The sequence below is a fragment of the Westiellopsis prolifica IICB1 genome, assembly GCF_004323185.1.
Lineage (GTDB): Bacteria > Cyanobacteriota > Cyanobacteriia > Cyanobacteriales > Nostocaceae > Pelatocladus > Pelatocladus prolificus_A.
Map to the genome: position 1 here is coordinate 2,555,642 of NZ_NAPS01000002.1, position 16,901 is coordinate 2,572,542.

The following is a 16,901-nucleotide window of genomic DNA, read 5'->3' on the forward strand; positions in this document are numbered from 1 at the left end:
AACTATTCAGAAAAGATTAGATAAAAAACAATGAATAAATTACTTGTAACAGGTTCTTCTGGTCTCATTGGTTCAGAAGTTGTAGAATACTTCTGTAAACAAGGATGGGAAGTTTACGGCATAGACAACAATCAGCGAGCCGATTTTTTTGGTACTTCTGGGGATACTAGGTGGAACCAAAAACGCCTTTTAGAAATACATAAAAACTTTCAACATATTGAATTAGATATTCGCGATCGCCAAGGGGTTCTCAAATGTATTGAGTCTCTCAAGCCTGATATGCTAGTACATACTGCTGCTCAACCGAGTCATGACTTAGCAGCATCTCGACCTTTTGATGATTTTGATGTTAATGCTGTTGGTACACTCAATTTATTAGAATCAGTTCGTCGCTATACTCCAGAAACAGTATTTGTTCACATGAGTACTAATAAAGTTTATGGCGATCGACCCAATACTATTGCGTTAAAAGAGTTAGAATCTCGATGGGATTATGATGATCCGACATATTACAATGGCATCGCAGAAGACTTTTCTATTGACCAAAGTAAACATAGTCTTTTTGGAGCTTCTAAGGTAGCAGCAGACATTGCAGTTCAAGAATATGGACGTTATTTTGGTATTAGAAGCTGTTGTTTACGTGGTGGTTGTCTAACAGGACCAAATCATAGCGGTGTAGAATTACATGGATTTTTAAGCTATTTGATTAAATGTAATTTAGAAGGTAAACTCTACCGCATTTATGGTTATAAAGGTAAGCAAGTTAGAGATAATATTCATTCTTTAGACGTTGCTAGATTTATCCATGCTTTTTGGAATAATCCCCGTTGTGCAGAAGTGTACAACTTAGGAGGTGGTAGGCAAAATAGTTGTTCCATCCTAGAGGCTTTTGATCGAATTGCTTCTTTTAGTGGTAAAAAAATGCAGTATGAATATGTGGATAAAAATCGTGAGGGAGACCACATTTGTTATATCAGTGATTTGAGCAAAATGCAGGATCATTATCCTGAATGGAATCTGAGTAAAAGTCTAGATAATATATTTGAAGAAATCTATCATAGTTGGTCTCAAAGACTGGATTTAAAACAGCTTCATCTTGCCTAGATACCTCGTTTCAAGCTCGAAAATAGATGTAGAGGCGTGAATATCGTCTCTATAATTTTTTGCATTAAAGTTCAGATGAAACAATTAAAACATATCGTATTGACAGACCCAACTCTAAGCGGTTTTGCCTATGGAATGCTTAGAGATTTTGAAGAAGAAATAGTTCGTATTACCAATGGACAAAAAGTTATAGCGCCAGGACGAGAATTACCAAGTTTTATTAAAAATCGTCTTACTCATGGTACTAGATACGCTAGTTTACGACAATTTATTCCCAAATTACAGTATGACTTAGAAGCTGATGTGCTTTGGGTTATGCTAATGGGACCAGAAGATTTCACTCTCGATATCTTCAAGAATTGGGATAAAAAAGTAGGAATAAAAATTCTTTATTTTTTTGATACATTTGAACAACAAATTAATCCGATACGTCGGGTATTAGCATCTACAAATTGGGATTTAACTATTACATCTTTTCATGGAGCAGTACCTTTTTTAGAAGAACAAACTCAAAGAAAATGGTACGCTGTAGCGCAAGGAGTCAACCTGAATAGATTTAAGCCGGTTAGCAAAGAAGAAAAACTAATAAGTTTTTCGGCTTACGGTCGTCGCTTAAACAATGTTCATAAAAGTATTCAAGAATTTTGTTTAAAAACAGATAATTATTATGAATATACTACTACGACTGGACTTCAACCCCAGCTAGATCCTAGAGAAAATTATCGACAATATGCTTGGCATCTTGCACATAGTATTTTTAACTTTTGCTGGCCTGTAGAATTAACAAATCCTAACAGAGTTAAGACATTTAGTCCGATTACTTGTAGATGGTTTGAAGTTGCAGCTAGTGGTACAGTTATTATTGGTCAGCCTCCTAAAGACCCTGAATTTGATCAGATATTTGGTTCTGATTTGGTAATTCCTATTGACTATACGAAGACTCCAGAAAATTTGCAATTTATTTGGGAAGAACTGTGGGAGAATCGGTACTTTTACCTCCAATCAGCTTTAACAAGAAGAGAAAAATTTGCTGAACAATGGAGTTGGGAAAGTAGAGTCAAGGAAATTTTACAGTTGTTAAATATATGTTGATACTTAGAGATTAAATTTAAAGTTGTTTGTAAAAAAATACAATAATATTAGCTTTTCAGGAATACAAAAATAAATGATTTTAATTATTTTAACTTTTCATGGCTACGAAAAATACTGCAATGCCTTTCTTGAATATCTCAAATATACCTGGCCGAATCATCCAGAAATTTGGTTTTTAACAGATGGTAAAACTATCAATTATCCTAATGTGATTTCTATTGATTCAGACCAATGGTTGATTGTTTTGCATGAGGGTTTGAAACAAATAAAAAATATCTATCCTCAACTAGATTATGCATATCTAGTTTTAGAAGATTTGATACCTCTAGTCAAAGTGTCTGATTCTCATCTTGCCAAAGTTGAAAGTATTGTCACAAAACATCAACTTGATTGTGTAAGCTTTGTTGTTTACGATCACAAGTATTTAGGCAATGATTTAGTGGAAATTGATGGAATTAATTTTTATCGACTTCCCTCTGATTTCCCATTTTATAGTCAACTACAACCAGCTATTTGGAATGTTGAATATTTACAAAAAATTTGTCAACATGCCTATGATCAGAAAACTTTAGATCCTTGGTCTTTTGAAAAAATAGTCCTTGGGAAACAGCACTACGTTTCTGAATATCCATGGCCTAGTGTCATGCATGGATTCTTACATGCTAAACATCCTGTCTGGGAAGCTATTTGGAAAATTCAAACCCCTGAAGGGACAAAATTTAGAAATAATTTAATTAGAGAATATATATCCTGGGGTCTGAATCGGACATTGGAAAAAATTTCGGGAAAGTAAAATATGCAAATCTTTGACAAAAGAATATCTTGGTAAGTCAATTGTATGTAGGACTTACGCAAAAAACCTCTCAAACTCTCATTCCTCTGTGTACTCTGCGTCTCTGTGGTTTGTTTTTCTGTGACCCGTGCGTAAGTCCTGGTATGTTTGATAATTCAAATTATTGATATTTGATTACATAAAAACTACTTAAAATTTAGAAAAAATGACACGTGTCGCTTATTTTGTCTCTCACCCTATTCAATATCAAGCTCCTTTATTACGATTAATTGCTGCCACTCAAGATATTGAATTAAAAGTTTTTTTTTACAGTGATTTTTCCCTCAAAGAATATGAAGACAAAGGATTTAGGCGCTTAATTAAATGGGATATACCTTTAACAGATGGCTATGATTACCATTTTTTAGATTGCTGGGGTAGTAAAGAACAAAAAAATTTATTCCAACAACCGATCGCACAAAATATTTATAGACATTTAAAAACAGGGAATTTTGATGCAGTTTGGGTACATGGCTGGTCTTGGTTTTGCAGTTTGCAAGCAATTGTTGCAGCTAATAAATTAGGTATTCCAGTATTGCTGCGGGGAGAGTCTAACGGGATTAGTGAACCTCAAAATTTTTGGAAAAAAACAGCAAAAACAATATTTTTAAATTGGCTATTTGCAAAGATTACTGGATTTCTTTACATTGGCACTTTGAATCATCAGTTTTATAGGAAACATGGAGTTGAAGAAAAGCGTCTGTTTTGCGTACCATATGCCGTTGATAATGATTACTTCCAAAAGCAAGCAATGCTAGCTCATCCACATCGCGAGGAATTGCGGCGATCGCTAAATTTAGATCCAGGTAGACCGATAATTCTTTATGCTGCCAAACTTATTGATGTGAAGCGTCCTTTTGATTTGATCGCAGCCTACAAATTACTCTCACCTGATGGTGTGCAAGAACCAGAACCTTACTTATTATTTGTAGGAGATGGAGTATTGCGTTCGACTTTGGAAGCTCAAGCTCAGGAAACAGGCTGGGGATCGATTCGCTTTTTGGGTTTTCGGAACCAATCAGAAATACCTGCTATGTATGATTTGTGTGATGTGTTTGTCTTACCCTCTGGTTTTGAGCCTTGGGGATTAGCAATTAATGAAGTCATGAATGTTGCTAAAGCAGTAGTTGTCAGCGAACAGGTCGGATGTGCGGCTGATTTGGTGAAAAATGGCCAAAATGGACAAATTTATCATGTAGGAGATATCAAGGCTTTAGCAGAAGGAATTCGTTGGGCGATCGCCAACAATGCTTCAGCAGGAGAGATTAGCCTTAAACAGATTCAAAAGTGGAGCTATCACGAAGATTTGCAGGGACTTAAACAAGCCTTGAATTACTTAAAGGTTAAGGTAACATGAAAAAAGTTTTGATTGTTGGACAAACCCTAGAACTAGGGCGTACCGAAGAAGTTTACAGCCGAGGTTTTTCTGCTTTTGGCTGTGAAGTACAACATTTCAGTTGGCAAGAAACTGCACCCAGTTTACTCTCTCGTTCATTGCAGGATAGAATTGCTTGGCGACTGGCGTGGAAACTACTAGCAAAGTCAGCAAACCAGAAATTAGTGGAGATAGCAAATCAGTTTCAGCCTGATTTGACTTTAGTGATTTCACCTCTGTTGTTTCATCCTGATAGTATTTTGGCTTTGAAACAACACGGTTTAGTCTTTGTTTTTTTTACTGATAATCCATTAGATGGCCATCATACTCATACTAATTCCTGGGTACAAGGTGGATTTCCCTTATGGGATGCAGCTTTTATTTGGAGTCAAGAACTTGTTGAGCGTCTCAAGGAAAATAGTGTTAAAAAAGCTTTTTTTCATCCCTTTTGTAGCGACGTTGAATATCATTTTCCCAAACGACAAACTCATCCAATATATGATGTAGCGTTTATTGGTAACTGGGACGCTAGCCGCAAGCGAGAACAATATTTAAAGGCGATCGCAGATTATCGTCTAGGACTGTGGGGATCTAATTACTGGAATACTCATTGTAAAGAGCCTGCATTAAAAGATTTGTGTCAAGGAATGTGCAGTTATCAAGAAATTCCTCAAATTTTAGGCTCGGCTAAAATGGGATTAAATATTTTGCGTCCGCAGAATGAAGAAGGTCATAATATTAGAACTTATGAAATTCCTGCCACAAGAACCCTAATGCTTAGTGAGCGGAGTAAAGAATTACTAAATCTCTTTATTGAAGATAAAGAAGCTGTCTATTTTTCAAGTCCTGATGAGTTGAGAAAAAAAGTAGAGTATCTTTTACAAAATCCCGCTTTAATTGAATCCATTGCGGAAGCAGGTTATCAAAAAAGTTTAGAAAACACAATTAATCATAGAATCAAAGAGATTTTAACAATTGAGGAAAAGATCTAAATAGCTGTCATGAGCTTCTGCTTTTATAAGTCTAATAATTAATAATGAAAGTAACAATTTCGGTATGTGGTCGATTTCATGCCTTTAACTTAGCTCAACAATTACAAAAAAGAAAGCATTTACATAAGTTAATTTCTACTTATCCAAGTTTTGCAATTACTAAGTATGGTATTGAAAGTAATTTAATTCATTCTATATGGTATTTGGAAGTATTATCTCGTAGTTGGTATCGACTACCAACTTGGCTTAGGGGCGATCGCAACTTACAACTATGGTTTTTAGAGCAATTTGATCGTTCTGTCACAAATTATCTATTACCTGGTTTTGATCTGTTTGTGGGTTGGTCAGGCTCTAATTTTTCATCTCTCTATCGGGCTAAAGAACTGGGAGCTAAAACAGTAATTGAGCGCGGTAGTAGCCATATGCATTACCAAACCAAAATTCTTAAAGAAGAGTATGAAACATGGGGATTAAAGTTTACTGAAACACATTCTGGAGTATACGAAAGAGAAATAAATTCTTATGTTGATGCTGATCGAATTGCTATTCCGAGCTTGTTTGTTAAACGAACTTTTTTAGAACAGGGAATACCAGAAAGTAAGCTGATTCATGTTCCCTATGGGACTTCATTAACAGAATTTTATCCAGTTCCTAAAGAAGATAATATCTTTCGAGTTATTCACTGCGGAGCGCTTTCATTACGTAAAGGTGTGCAATATTTATTGCAAGCATTTTATGAGTTAAATCTACCTGAAGCTGAACTGTGGCTTGTAGGTTCAATCAGTCCAGAAATCGAGCCTTTTTTAAAAAAATACCAGAGCGATCGCATAATTATTAAAGGTACATATCCGCAAAATAAACTGCGTTTTTTATATTCTCAAAGTTCTGTATTTTCCCTTGTTTCAATCGAAGATGGTTTTGGTATGGTGATTCCCCAAGCAATGGCGTGCGGTCTACCTGTTATTCACACAACTAACACAGGTGGTGAGGATATTGTGCGAGATGGAATTGATGGTTTTTGTGTTCCCATCCGAGATGTAGAAGCTTTGAAAGAAAAAATTCTTTTCTGTTACAAAAATCCAGAAAAGCGAGATGAAATGGGGCTAAATGCTTTAGCGCAAGCACGTCACTCCCTCACATGGGATGACTATGGTGAAAAAATAGTCAATGCTTATTTACAGATGTTTATTTGAGTACAGATTTTAGAATTTTAAGATAATTATTTATTGAAAATATATTAATTATGGGTAAAAAAAAGATTGGAATAGTCATTTACGCCAATCCCGACCACTATCCTCCTACAATCAATGCCGTTCATTTATTATCAGAATATTTTGATGTGATTTTGATTGGTCGTAATCAAGATGAGCCTCATTGGAAATATCCTGCCAATGTTAAAGTACATCGTTTAGGAAAATACACATCAGTCAAAGAAAGAGAACAAGCATCAGCTACTACTAAATTTTGGGAATATCTTAACTTTATAGCCCAAGCAAGTTGCCTTCTTAAAAATGTATCTCTAATTTATGCTTATGATGCTTTTGGCTATACGGCTTCCTATCTTTGTCGGCTGTTGCAAGGTAAAACTACTCCACTGATATACCATAACCATGACCTCAACAGTCAATTATTTCCCCTATCTTCTTTGTCAGGATGGGTTCAAACAGGAGAAAGGAAGTGGGTAAATCAAGCTAATATTGTTGTTTTTCCTTCTCAAGAACGCGCTTTGTTGTTCAAAAAGCTTACAAATTTCAATGGGCAATTAATAATAGTACCTAATTTCCCTAGAAAATCATATTTTCAAGAAAATCCAGACTTCAAAAATATCATCTCAAAACGTTTTCAAAAACCTCAAATATTGCTGCAAGGTACTATCGCTATCAAAAATTCATTGCTGGAATTACTTGATGCACTAAGTTTTTTGGATGATTCTATAGAACTGAAGCTACTAGGACCTATTCAGGAAGAAGAAAAACATTTAATGGATGATTTTGCTGCTCGCAAGAAAGTTACTGACCGTGTTAAGTATTTTATGCCAGTACCCTATAATGATCTTCCTTCACATACTTGGGTTGCTGCTGTAGGTGTGTGTTTATATAAAAAAACTGATATCAATCATCAAACAATGGGAACAGCATCAAATAAAATTTATGAATATGCAGCTTGCGGTTTACCTGTAATTGTTAGTGATCAGCCAAATTATCGAGAACATCTTGCAAATGAAATATGGGTTCGTTTTGCTGATCCTGATAACCCTCAATCCATTACCTCTGCTGTTAATGATATTCTTAAAGACTTTGACAAATACGAACAAATGTGTGTAGCGGCTCGACAAGCTTTTGAAGAAAAATATAATTACGAGTCTGCTTTTTATCCTTTGCTGTGTCAAATTAAAGACTTAGTTAATAGTTAAATAATAAAAAGTAATTATCAATGAATATTTCGCAATTTAAATTACAACTGATTACGCAAATTCTCCGCCTTATACCGATGGAGTTACCAGGCAAATCTCGTCTGGCACGGTTCCTAATAAATTCTTCTTTAGATACTAAAGATATTTATTTAAATGGCCGGGACAACTCCAGATATCTCGTTCCTTCGCTTCGAGAACCAGTGGCATTTTATTTACTAATTGATGGTATTTATGAGCCAAAAAGTATTGGCTTAATAGCGAATAATTTATCCCCAAAAACAGTTTTCTTAGATATAGGAGCTAATATTGGTTTATTCTCAATAACAATTGCAAAACTTCTGAGTCAGGAAAGCCAAGTAATAGCACTTGAAGCATCTCCTAAAATTTTTAGATATTTGCAAGAAAACATAAAGAAGAATAATTTACAAAATGTAAAAATATTTGAACTTGCTATTACAGATACAGATAATTCTACAACTACTTTTTATGAACCACCCGCTGAACATTTTGGTATGGGTTCTATAGCTCCTCAATTTCATAATCATCCAATTTTAGTTCAAACAAAAACTATAGATACTCTTCTGGAAGAATTACAAATTGAGTCTGTAAATATCATAAAAGTTGATGTTGAAGGTTATGAATCTATGGTTTTTAAAGGTGGACAACGATTATTGAACTCTGCTAATCCTCCTTTAATATTGTTTGAATTTTGTGATTGGGCAGAATCAAGGGTTCCAGGAGCCAATGTAGGTGATGCTCAAAGAGTTTTATATGATTACGGTTATAAAATTTGGCGGCTTGAAGACTTTATTTCCAAAAAACAGCCTTTAAACTCTGTTGTTACCCAAGGTTTTGACATGCTAGTGGCAGTAAAAAAATAACTTAATAACTTAATAAAGTTAGGCAGATGTAAGTGTAACTTTGTTATAATTCATGCCAGCCGACTCAAGTCAAAATTTGAGTAAATATGCTGGAGCTAATGGAAGATCAGCAAAGACAGTGGTTAATTTTTTCATTATTCATTTGGGTAGTAGTCATCATTTTAGTCACTCGCAGTCAGTGGAATAAAAAATTTCCCTCTGTGGGCTTACCATTGATGTATTTGTTTAGCCTATCTATGATCCACTGGTTTGGAGCATTAATCTATGCCTTCCCATGGTACGACCCCAAAAAGAATGCATATCTAATTAGCCAAGGTTCTTCACTAACTTCTACAGCTTTAGGTTTTCAGGAAAGTACTTATGGTGTTATAGGATTTGGACTAGGTTGTCTGATTCTAGCTCCCTATTTGCTTAAAATATTTCATCCTCCGTGGCTATACGAGTTTTATAGCCAGCCCAATTTAAAACTTATCAAAACTTATATGATTATAGGCCAAGTATTTAGCTTGGTATTAAACCCTATTTTGTCTAGAATTCCTAGCGTAGGAGCGTTAACAGTTTCAGGCTCATCATTCTTTATTGTCGCTATATGTTTAGTTTGCTGGAGATCGTGGCAATCAGGCAACAAAAAAGCGTTTTTCATCTGGATCACCATTTCCTGTCTTCTACCTTTATATACGCTGTTGACAACGGGATTTATGAGTTTTGGAACTGCTGCTGCTACCGTTGTATTGTTGTTCGTATTTAATTTTTACCGTCCAAAATGGAAATTGATATTAATCGCATTACTAGCTATCTATTTTGGGCTATCTGTTTTTGTTACTTATTTTCGTGACCGAACAGCCATCAGATCAACACCAGGTGGTGGTGACTCCCGAATTGAACAAATGCAAAAAACAGCAACTACATTTGAGTTTTTTAATATTTTCAAACAGGAACATTTAGAACATATTGATACCAGATTGAACCAGAATATTTTTGTAGGTAGAGGAGTCAAGCGTCTTTCAAGTGGTCTAGTTGATTATGCTAATGGTGAAACCATAGAACTATCACTAATATCAGCAGTTCCTCGCATCTTTTGGCCAGATAAGCCGACGGCTTCAGGTAGTGGGAATCTTGTAAGCCAATATACGGGTTTAAAACTTGCTGAAGGAAGTAGTTTTGGAATAGGACAAGTCTTGGAGTTCTACATTAACTTTGGTTCATGGGGAGTATTTTTAGGATTTGTAGTCTTTGGTACTGTGCTTCGAGTTATGGATATCACCGCTGGGTATAAGTTAATGTCTGGCAATTTGGTTGGTTTCACCTCATGGCTCTTACCTGCACTGGCACTGCTTCAACCTATTGGTTCGTTAGTAGACATTGTACAAACTGCATCAAGTTCGCTGGTTTGCGTCTATCTGATCAATGGAGTTTACTTGAAGAGAGCAAATCGGAGAAAGCCTTTAATTAGTGATGTGAACATCCATTAATAATTTTTACAATCACAAAAATTATCGGCGCGTCTCCCTCGAAAGTTTTTATTTGACATTGATCAAACCTAAAAAAATCGTATACAAAGGGAGATATTAATTGTATGTTTAATTATAGTTTTAAAAATATAAATACTGAACAAATTGTTAATGCTATAAAAAACAACGGATATTTTATTTGTGAAGAAGCATTGAAAGAAGAATACATTGATGAATTACTCAAAGAAGTAGATTTCAATAATATTTTAGTTAATAATAATGATGTTGGTACAGTTATTTCTCAAAACTGCAAATTTTTAACACACTGTTTAGCTAGCTCAAGAAAAACATACGATATTATTACAGCGAGAAAAATTTTAGATATTTGCAAAGAATACTTTGATGATAACTATAAGTTAACAAACCATAGAATTTATCAAGTTTACAAAAGTGGTCATATGCCCTGGCATACAGATAATAATTTACAAACTGGCAAGCAATTAGTGGCCAAGCATAATATGCCAGGTTTATTGTTTTTATTTTATTTATCTGATGTTACAAAAAATGCTTTTCAATACCTAAAGAATTCTCATAACTGGTCTCATAAGTACGATAATGAAATCTATTTAAGTGATAGTTTTATCGACAAAAATTATAAAAATGATATATTGTCATTTCCCATGAAAAAGGGAGCGCTCATAATCTGTGATATTCATGGAATTCACAGAGCAGATCCTTTTCAGGATGATAACTACAGCAGAACTAGTTTACTTTTTCAAGTGGATCAAGTTGGGAATAAATATATAGGGCATGGGGAAAAAAACTTAGTCAATACCGAGTATCTTGATAATTTAACTCCAGAAGTGATGGACTATCTTGGATTTGGTTTTCCAAGAACTTATCCAGCTTTTCCTAACAGTTCAGTTGCTACCATGACACCTCAAGATATCTTAGCTCTACAAAAACACTTATTGCCCCAAACAATCCAAGCGTTAATCAAAAGCCTAGCCAAATATTTATTACCTGCTGAGACATTTATTAATATAAAAAGAACCCTATGGAGCCTCAAATTAAAACATAAAAACAAGCAAGATTAATAGTAGTTAATGAAAATTTTATTGATAGGTAATTATCAGCCAGATGCCATAGAAAGTATGGATAGATTCGCTTTTATGCTGGAAGTTTATCTAACGAAATTTGGTCATCAAGTGCGTGTAATTCGCCCAATTCCTCATTTTGGCAGGCTTAATTTACCTTTCCAGTTATTCAAAAAATGGTTAGGTTATATTGATAAATTAATTTTTTTCCCATCACAATTACATCAAGCTTTACCTTGGGCTGATGTAGTTCATATATGTGATCACGGTAATGCTGTTTACACAAAATATTTGAGAAACATACCTCATGTAATTACTTGCCATGATTTACTAGCAATTCGTTCTGCTTTGGGAGAATTTACTGAATTTAAAACTAAATGGACAGGCAAAAAAATACAGCAAATTACTTTAAATGGACTTAATCAATCCCAAAAAATCGTTTGTATTTCCGAACAAACAAGAAGTGATTTATTGCGCCTGAGTTCTCTTAGTGAAAGTGCTGTATCTTTGATTTCTATGGGGTTAAACTATCCCTATACTCCGATGTCAACCGCAGAGAGCAAGCAATATTTAAAAGTTTTAAAAATTCCTCACGATAGCCAATTTATTCTTCATGTTGGTGGAAATTTCTGGTATAAAAATCGGCTGGGAGTTTTAGCAATTTTTCAGCAATTAATGTTGAAACTTCAACAACCTAATTTTTATTTAGTCATGGTGGGCAAACCCATGACTGCGGAAATGCGCCAGTTTATCAACATACACAAAATGACTGAAAAAGTCATAGAGTTAGTTAATGTTGATAACGAAAGTTTACGATCGCTTTATTCTTCTGCAACTGCTTTACTATTCCCATCCCTTTATGAAGGTTTTGGTTGGCCTATTATAGAAGCTCAAGCTTGTGGTTGTCCTGTATTTACATCAAACCGTCCTCCGATGAATGAGGTGGGAGGACAAGCAGCGATATACATAGAACCAGATAACCCTGAAAAAGCTGCGGAAAAAATCATTAGCTATCTTCCTAAATTAGAAGAATTTAAGCTAAAAGGATTTGTTAATTGTCAAAAATTCACAGCAGAGGGAATGATTGAAAAATACATTGAAGTTTATCGTCAAGCTATTGACTATAAATCTACTCATCTAGTTAAATTTATATAAATAATTATTTGATATAACAATGACAAATATTAAGGCAAATAGTTTATTGAAGCAAGACGGATTAATTATAAAAAATCACCAGCAATTTCATCAATATAAGCATTTACATATATGGTTTCCGAATATTTTTGAATTTAAAGGAGGAATTCAGGTATATTCAGGTTTTCTATTAGAAGCATTACAAAGTTTATATCCCAATATCGAATATGATGTTTTTCTGAAACACGATACTCGCTGCTTATCAAATGTTTCTTTTATCAAGAAAACCCAATTTCACTTCACAGGTAAGTGGCCTAAAAAGTTAAGAACACTTGCTTTTGCTACTCAACTTTTAGGACATGGACTATGGCAACGCCCTAGACTGATTATCTCCTCTCATCTCAATTTCACTGTAATTGCCTATTTGTTAAAACGTTTAACTGGCATACATTACTGGACTGTTGCCCACGGTATAGAAGCCTGGGATATTGAGCGTCCCACTCTAAAGGTTGCTCTCCAAAATGCCGATCGCATCTTAGCAGTAAGCAGTTACACACGCGATCGCCTCTTACAGCAAGGTCTTGATCCGGGCAAAGTTTTAGTTTTACCCAATACATTTGATGCCAATACTTTGAAGATAAAGACCAAGTCTTCTGTCCTTCTGAAAAGATATGGCTTGAACGCTGAACAACCGATTATCCTCACTGTCGCTAGACTTTCTAAATCAGAACAGTACAAGGGCTACGACAAAATTCTGACTGCTTTACCCCAAATTCGTCAAACTATCCCTAATGTCCATTATCTTTTAGTAGGTAAAGGAGATGACCGAGCGCGAATTGAAGAGCTAATTTCCAAACTTCAACTCCAAGACTGTGTCACCTTAGCTGGCTACATCCCCGACGAAGAATTGACTGATCACTATAATCTGTGTGATGTCTTTGCAATGCCAAGTAAAGGTGAAGGATTTGGTATCGTGTATTTAGAGGCACTTGCCTGTGGAAAGCCCACGCTTGGAGGTAATCGAGATGGAACACTAGATGCGCTCTGTAATGGAGAACTAGGGGCGCTTGTCGATCCAGATAATACAGAAGCGATCGCCCAAACTCTGATTCAAATATTACAGGGTCAGTATCCGAATCCCATACTATATCAACCAGAGTTACTGCGACAGAAAGTGATTGAGAGATTTGGCTTTGAAAGCTTTCAACAAACTCTTGGCATTTACCTAGAACACTACTTTCAATATATCTAAATGTGCGGTATTGCAGGCATTCTTACAACTGAATCCTACCAGAACAATCTGGAACACCTGATTGGGTCGATGCAAAAAGCATTACAGCATCGAGGTCCAGACGACCAAGGAGTGTACATTGCAAAAGATCGTCAAGCTGCCTTTGCTCATACTCGTTTGTCAATCTTGGATCTAAGTCCTGCGGGACACCAACCCATGTCCACACCAAATGGACGCTACTGGATTACATTTAATGGAGAAATATACAACTTTCATCAGTTACGATCTCAGCTAAAAGCCCAAGGAGAACAATTTTACTCTCAAACTGATACCGAAGTCATCCTCAAGCTTTATCAGCGCATTGGCACAGACTGTGTTAAACAGCTGCGAGGAATGTTTGCCTTTGCTATTTGGGATGACCTAGAAAAAACCTGCTTCATAGCACGCGATCCTTTGGGTATTAAACCTCTCTATTACTGGCACTCAGGTTCAACACTAATATTTGCCTCTGAATTAAGATCACTTTTAGCCTCTGGTCTTCCTCAAATTTGCTTAAGTCAAGAAGGATTGTATGGCTATTTGACTACTGGCTCGGTTCCTGAACCTCTAACATTGATTGAAAATATTTGCATGTTGGAAGCAGGAAACTGGTTGTTTTGGCAAGCAGGAAAAGTTCAAAAGTCACAGTATTGGCAAATTGCCTTTGCAGCCGAATCGATAGCTGCCCCAGAGGCAATTGCAATGGTTCGCAAAGCACTCCTCGATTCTATTGGGCATCACTTTGTTAGTGATGTTCCGGTAGGAGTTTTCCTAAGTGGCGGCATTGATTCCACCGCCGTTGTTGCCCTTTCCCGTCAAATTCAATCTGGTTCATTAAATACATACTCTATAGCTTTTGAAGAATCAGAATGGAATGAAGGGGATCTGGCTCAAAAAGTAGCAAATAAATTTAATACCGAACATACCGAGTACAAAATCACGGCTTCTATGGGGCGATCGCTACTGCCCCAATATTTAGCTGCGATCGATCAGCCCAGTATTGATGGCTTTAATACATTTTGTGTGTCTCAGATTGCTCATAAATCCGGAATGAAAGTTGTGTTATCCGGGTTAGGTGGCGATGAGCTGTTTGGTGGCTATAGATCGTTTCAAAAAGTGCCGCGAATGGTTCACTTTGGTCAGCAGTTGCAGCCACTTAAACCCCTAGTTGCTGCTATTGGCATGGGCTTAGAACGCTGGGGAAGATCAGCACAGGTTCGACGGCTAGGAGATTTTTTACAGCAATTTCCCAGTTCTGTTGTTGCCTATCGCAGTTTCCGAGGCATTTTCTCCCATTGGGAAGCTTGTCAGATCATGAAGTCTTACCTTCCGGATCGGGAACTACCCTCTGGTAACAGCCATTACATAGATAGTAACAGTCTGCCTTCTTTGGAAGATGAAATTAGCTACATGGAAATTAGCCACTATATGCGAAATCAGTTACTGAGAGATAGTGACGTGATGAGCATGGTTTGGGGGCTAGAATTGCGGGTTCCTCTTGTAGATCACACGCTGCTGGAAACAATTGCCTGTATTCCTAGCAACCTGCGTCTAGCTTCTGGCAAACAACTCCTGATTAAAGCTGTTCCTGAAATACCTGAGTGGATTGTTAATCGTCCCAAACAAGGATTCTTTTTCCCTTATGAGCGGTGGATGCAAGCAGAATGGCAGGACTATTTCCGGGAGATTAACTGCCCTGCTAATATTCCTTTAAAACCCTGGTATCGTCGGTGGAGCATAGCGATTCTTCAGCATTGGTGGAGGACTATTTCACGATGAAAATTCTGCATGTCATTCCCTCAATTGGTCCTAAGCGAGGTGGTCCAAGTGAAGCAGTTTTAAAAATGGTTAAGGCATTACGAGAGTGTGGGATCGATACTGAAATTGCTACAACCAATGACAACGGTTCAGACCTGCTAGATGTTCCTTTGAACCAACGAATTGAGTATGAAGGAGTATCGGTTTGGTTTTTCCCTAAATTTTCTCCACAAATTAAAAATTTCACCTTTTCTGTAGGTGCGGATAAAGGATTTATCTTTTCTAAAGATTTGACTCAATGGCTTTGGCAACACCTGCAAGATTATGATCTCGTAGAAACTCACTATATTTTTTCCTATGCTTCTACCTGCGCTGGAATGATCGCTAGATGGCAAAAAGTTCCCTACTTAGTTCGGACAATAGGTCAGCTGGCTCCTTGGGCTTTGTCTCAAAGTCGCCTCAAAAAACAAGTATATACTTTCCTAATTGAAAGACGTAATCTAAATCAAGCCGCTGCTATTCATTGCACCTCGGCTAGTGAAGCTGAAGATGTCCATAACTTTGGCATTACAAGTCCCACTATTACTTTACCTTTAGGAGTAAATCAACCAATCTATTTACCAGATGCCAAGCAGAAACTTCACCATCTTTACGACATTCCCACAGAAACACCAGTGGTGTTGTTTCTCTCTCGCTTGCATTACAAAAAGCGTCCTGATTTGCTGATGCGATCGCTCGGTCAATTGGCTGCTCAAAACCATAATTTTCATCTCATCTTAGCTGGTTCGGGAGATCCAGAATATATTGACGAGCTAAAAAATTTAATAGCATCCCTTGGCTTAACTTCTCAAACTTCATTTGCTGGTTTCGTCACAGGTGAAAATAAACAATTACTACTCCAAGGCTCCGATATTTTTGTCTTACCTTCGTTTTCCGAAAACTTTGGTATAGCAGTAGCAGAAGCTATGGTAGTGGGATTGCCAGTAATTGTCACTCCTGGTGTGCAAATTGCTCAAGATATTGCCGAAGCGAAAGCAGGATTAGTTGTAGAAGGGGAAGTCGATGCTCTTGCAAATGCGATCGCTCAATTACTCACATCTCCACAATTACGGCAACAACTAGGTGAAAACGGTAAAAGTCTGGCAAATAGTCGATATTCTTGGAATGCGATCGCTCAAAGTTTAAGCACCGCTTATCAATCTATCCTTGCTCAAAAGTCTTCTTAACTCTTAACGAGGAACAGGTTGAAGAATGTGTAATTAACTTTGTAAGGTACTTAATAAAACTTACTTTTGATCCACAAAGACACAAAAAAGACTTTATAAATCATTTCGACGCACACAAAAATCATTCCAGTGCATACAAAAATCATTTCGGCGCACACAAAAATGATTTCGACGCACATAAAAATGATTTCGGCGCACACAAAAATGATTTCGGCGCACACAAAAATGATTTCGGCTAACCCAAAAATGATTTCGGCTAACCCAAAAATCATTTCG

General features: G+C 36.4%; 14 protein-coding genes and 1 pseudogene. 14 read left to right on the forward strand and 1 reads right to left on the reverse strand.

The features are described from left to right. Nucleotides 1-30: 30 nt before the first annotated feature. From B4U84_RS25320 to B4U84_RS25385, 14 genes are all read left to right on the forward strand, one after another. Nucleotides 31-1,104, forward strand: a complete 1,074-nt coding sequence (locus B4U84_RS25320; protein ID WP_131120928.1) for an NAD-dependent epimerase/dehydratase family protein — start codon at nt 31-33, stop codon at nt 1,102-1,104. Between the two features lie 75 nt (nt 1,105-1,179). After that, a complete protein-coding gene (locus B4U84_RS25325; RefSeq protein ID WP_131120929.1) occupies nt 1,180-2,196 on the forward strand; it encodes a glycosyltransferase in 1,017 nt (338 codons plus the stop codon). Between the two features lie 73 nt (nt 2,197-2,269). Beyond that, entirely contained in the window at nt 2,270-2,989 is a 720-nt protein-coding gene (locus B4U84_RS25330) for a hypothetical protein (RefSeq protein WP_017312017.1), read from the forward strand. 205 nt (nt 2,990-3,194) lie between these two features. Continuing rightward, a complete protein-coding gene (locus tag B4U84_RS25335) occupies nt 3,195-4,385 on the forward strand; it encodes a glycosyltransferase family 4 protein (RefSeq protein ID WP_131120930.1) in 1,191 nt (396 codons plus the stop codon). Continuing rightward, nucleotides 4,382-5,395 carry a CgeB family protein gene (locus B4U84_RS25340; protein ID WP_131120931.1) on the forward strand — a complete coding sequence of 338 codons (1,014 nt, stop codon included), beginning with the start codon at nt 4,382-4,384 and terminating at the stop codon, nt 5,393-5,395. The genes B4U84_RS25335 and B4U84_RS25340 overlap by 4 nt, the downstream gene beginning before the upstream one ends. Nucleotides 5,396-5,439: 44 nt before the next feature. Beyond that, nucleotides 5,440-6,588 (forward strand): glycosyltransferase family 4 protein, encoded by a 1,149-nt coding sequence (locus B4U84_RS25345; protein ID WP_131120932.1) that lies wholly within the window; start codon nt 5,440-5,442, stop codon nt 6,586-6,588. A gap of 50 nt (nt 6,589-6,638) precedes the next feature. After that, a complete protein-coding gene (locus tag B4U84_RS25350; protein WP_131120933.1) occupies nt 6,639-7,808 on the forward strand; it encodes a glycosyltransferase in 1,170 nt (389 codons plus the stop codon). A gap of 20 nt (nt 7,809-7,828) precedes the next feature. Beyond that, nucleotides 7,829-8,689: an FkbM family methyltransferase gene (locus tag B4U84_RS25355; protein WP_131120934.1), complete on the forward strand. Its 861-nt coding sequence runs from the start codon at nt 7,829-7,831 to the stop codon at nt 8,687-8,689. 98 nt (nt 8,690-8,787) lie between these two features. Further along, nucleotides 8,788-10,161, forward strand: a complete 1,374-nt coding sequence (locus tag B4U84_RS25360; protein WP_131120935.1) for a DUF8712 domain-containing protein — start codon at nt 8,788-8,790, stop codon at nt 10,159-10,161. 104 nt (nt 10,162-10,265) lie between these two features. Further along, nucleotides 10,266-11,237, forward strand: a complete 972-nt coding sequence (locus B4U84_RS25365; protein WP_131120936.1) for a phytanoyl-CoA dioxygenase family protein — start codon at nt 10,266-10,268, stop codon at nt 11,235-11,237. 9 nt (nt 11,238-11,246) lie between these two features. Beyond that, on the forward strand, nt 11,247-12,392 hold the full coding sequence (locus B4U84_RS25370; RefSeq protein WP_131120937.1) for a glycosyltransferase family 4 protein: 1,146 nt from the start codon (nt 11,247-11,249) through the stop codon (nt 12,390-12,392). Nucleotides 12,393-12,411: 19 nt separating this feature from the next. Next, nucleotides 12,412-13,623, forward strand: coding sequence for a glycosyltransferase (locus B4U84_RS25375; protein ID WP_131120938.1), 1,212 nt, complete (start codon nt 12,412-12,414; stop codon nt 13,621-13,623). Then, a complete protein-coding gene (gene asnB, locus B4U84_RS25380) occupies nt 13,624-15,420 on the forward strand; it encodes an asparagine synthase (glutamine-hydrolyzing) (protein ID WP_044451412.1) in 1,797 nt (598 codons plus the stop codon). Further along, nucleotides 15,417-16,625, forward strand: coding sequence for a glycosyltransferase (locus B4U84_RS25385; protein ID WP_044451411.1), 1,209 nt, complete (start codon nt 15,417-15,419; stop codon nt 16,623-16,625). Before asnB ends, B4U84_RS25385 begins: the two co-directional genes overlap by 4 nt. 50 nt (nt 16,626-16,675) lie before the next feature. On the opposite strand, the pseudogene B4U84_RS31275 reads toward B4U84_RS25385, so the two are convergent. Next, a pseudogene (locus B4U84_RS31275) lies at nt 16,676-16,901 on the reverse strand (hypothetical protein); the annotation flags it as partial.

Excerpts from the sequence above, each read along its gene's own strand:
- B4U84_RS25320 (WP_131120928.1), top strand. The coding sequence starts at position 31 with ATGAATAAATTACTTGTAACAGGTTCTTCTGGTCTCATTGGTTCAGAA.
- B4U84_RS25325 (WP_131120929.1), top strand. The coding sequence starts at position 1,180 with ATGAAACAATTAAAACATATCGTATTGACAGACCCAACTCTAAGCGGT.
- B4U84_RS25330 (WP_017312017.1), top strand. The coding sequence starts at position 2,270 with ATGATTTTAATTATTTTAACTTTTCATGGCTACGAAAAATACTGCAAT.
- B4U84_RS25335 (WP_131120930.1), top strand. The coding sequence starts at position 3,195 with ATGACACGTGTCGCTTATTTTGTCTCTCACCCTATTCAATATCAAGCT.
- B4U84_RS25340 (WP_131120931.1), top strand. The coding sequence starts at position 4,382 with ATGAAAAAAGTTTTGATTGTTGGACAAACCCTAGAACTAGGGCGTACC.
- B4U84_RS25345 (WP_131120932.1), top strand. The coding sequence starts at position 5,440 with ATGAAAGTAACAATTTCGGTATGTGGTCGATTTCATGCCTTTAACTTA.
- B4U84_RS25350 (WP_131120933.1), top strand. The coding sequence starts at position 6,639 with ATGGGTAAAAAAAAGATTGGAATAGTCATTTACGCCAATCCCGACCAC.
- B4U84_RS25355 (WP_131120934.1), top strand. The coding sequence starts at position 7,829 with ATGAATATTTCGCAATTTAAATTACAACTGATTACGCAAATTCTCCGC.
- B4U84_RS25360 (WP_131120935.1), top strand. The coding sequence starts at position 8,788 with ATGGAAGATCAGCAAAGACAGTGGTTAATTTTTTCATTATTCATTTGG.
- B4U84_RS25365 (WP_131120936.1), top strand. The coding sequence starts at position 10,266 with ATGTTTAATTATAGTTTTAAAAATATAAATACTGAACAAATTGTTAAT.
- B4U84_RS25370 (WP_131120937.1), top strand. The coding sequence starts at position 11,247 with ATGAAAATTTTATTGATAGGTAATTATCAGCCAGATGCCATAGAAAGT.
- B4U84_RS25375 (WP_131120938.1), top strand. The coding sequence starts at position 12,412 with ATGACAAATATTAAGGCAAATAGTTTATTGAAGCAAGACGGATTAATT.
- asnB (WP_044451412.1), top strand. The coding sequence starts at position 13,624 with ATGTGCGGTATTGCAGGCATTCTTACAACTGAATCCTACCAGAACAAT.
- B4U84_RS25385 (WP_044451411.1), top strand. The coding sequence starts at position 15,417 with ATGAAAATTCTGCATGTCATTCCCTCAATTGGTCCTAAGCGAGGTGGT.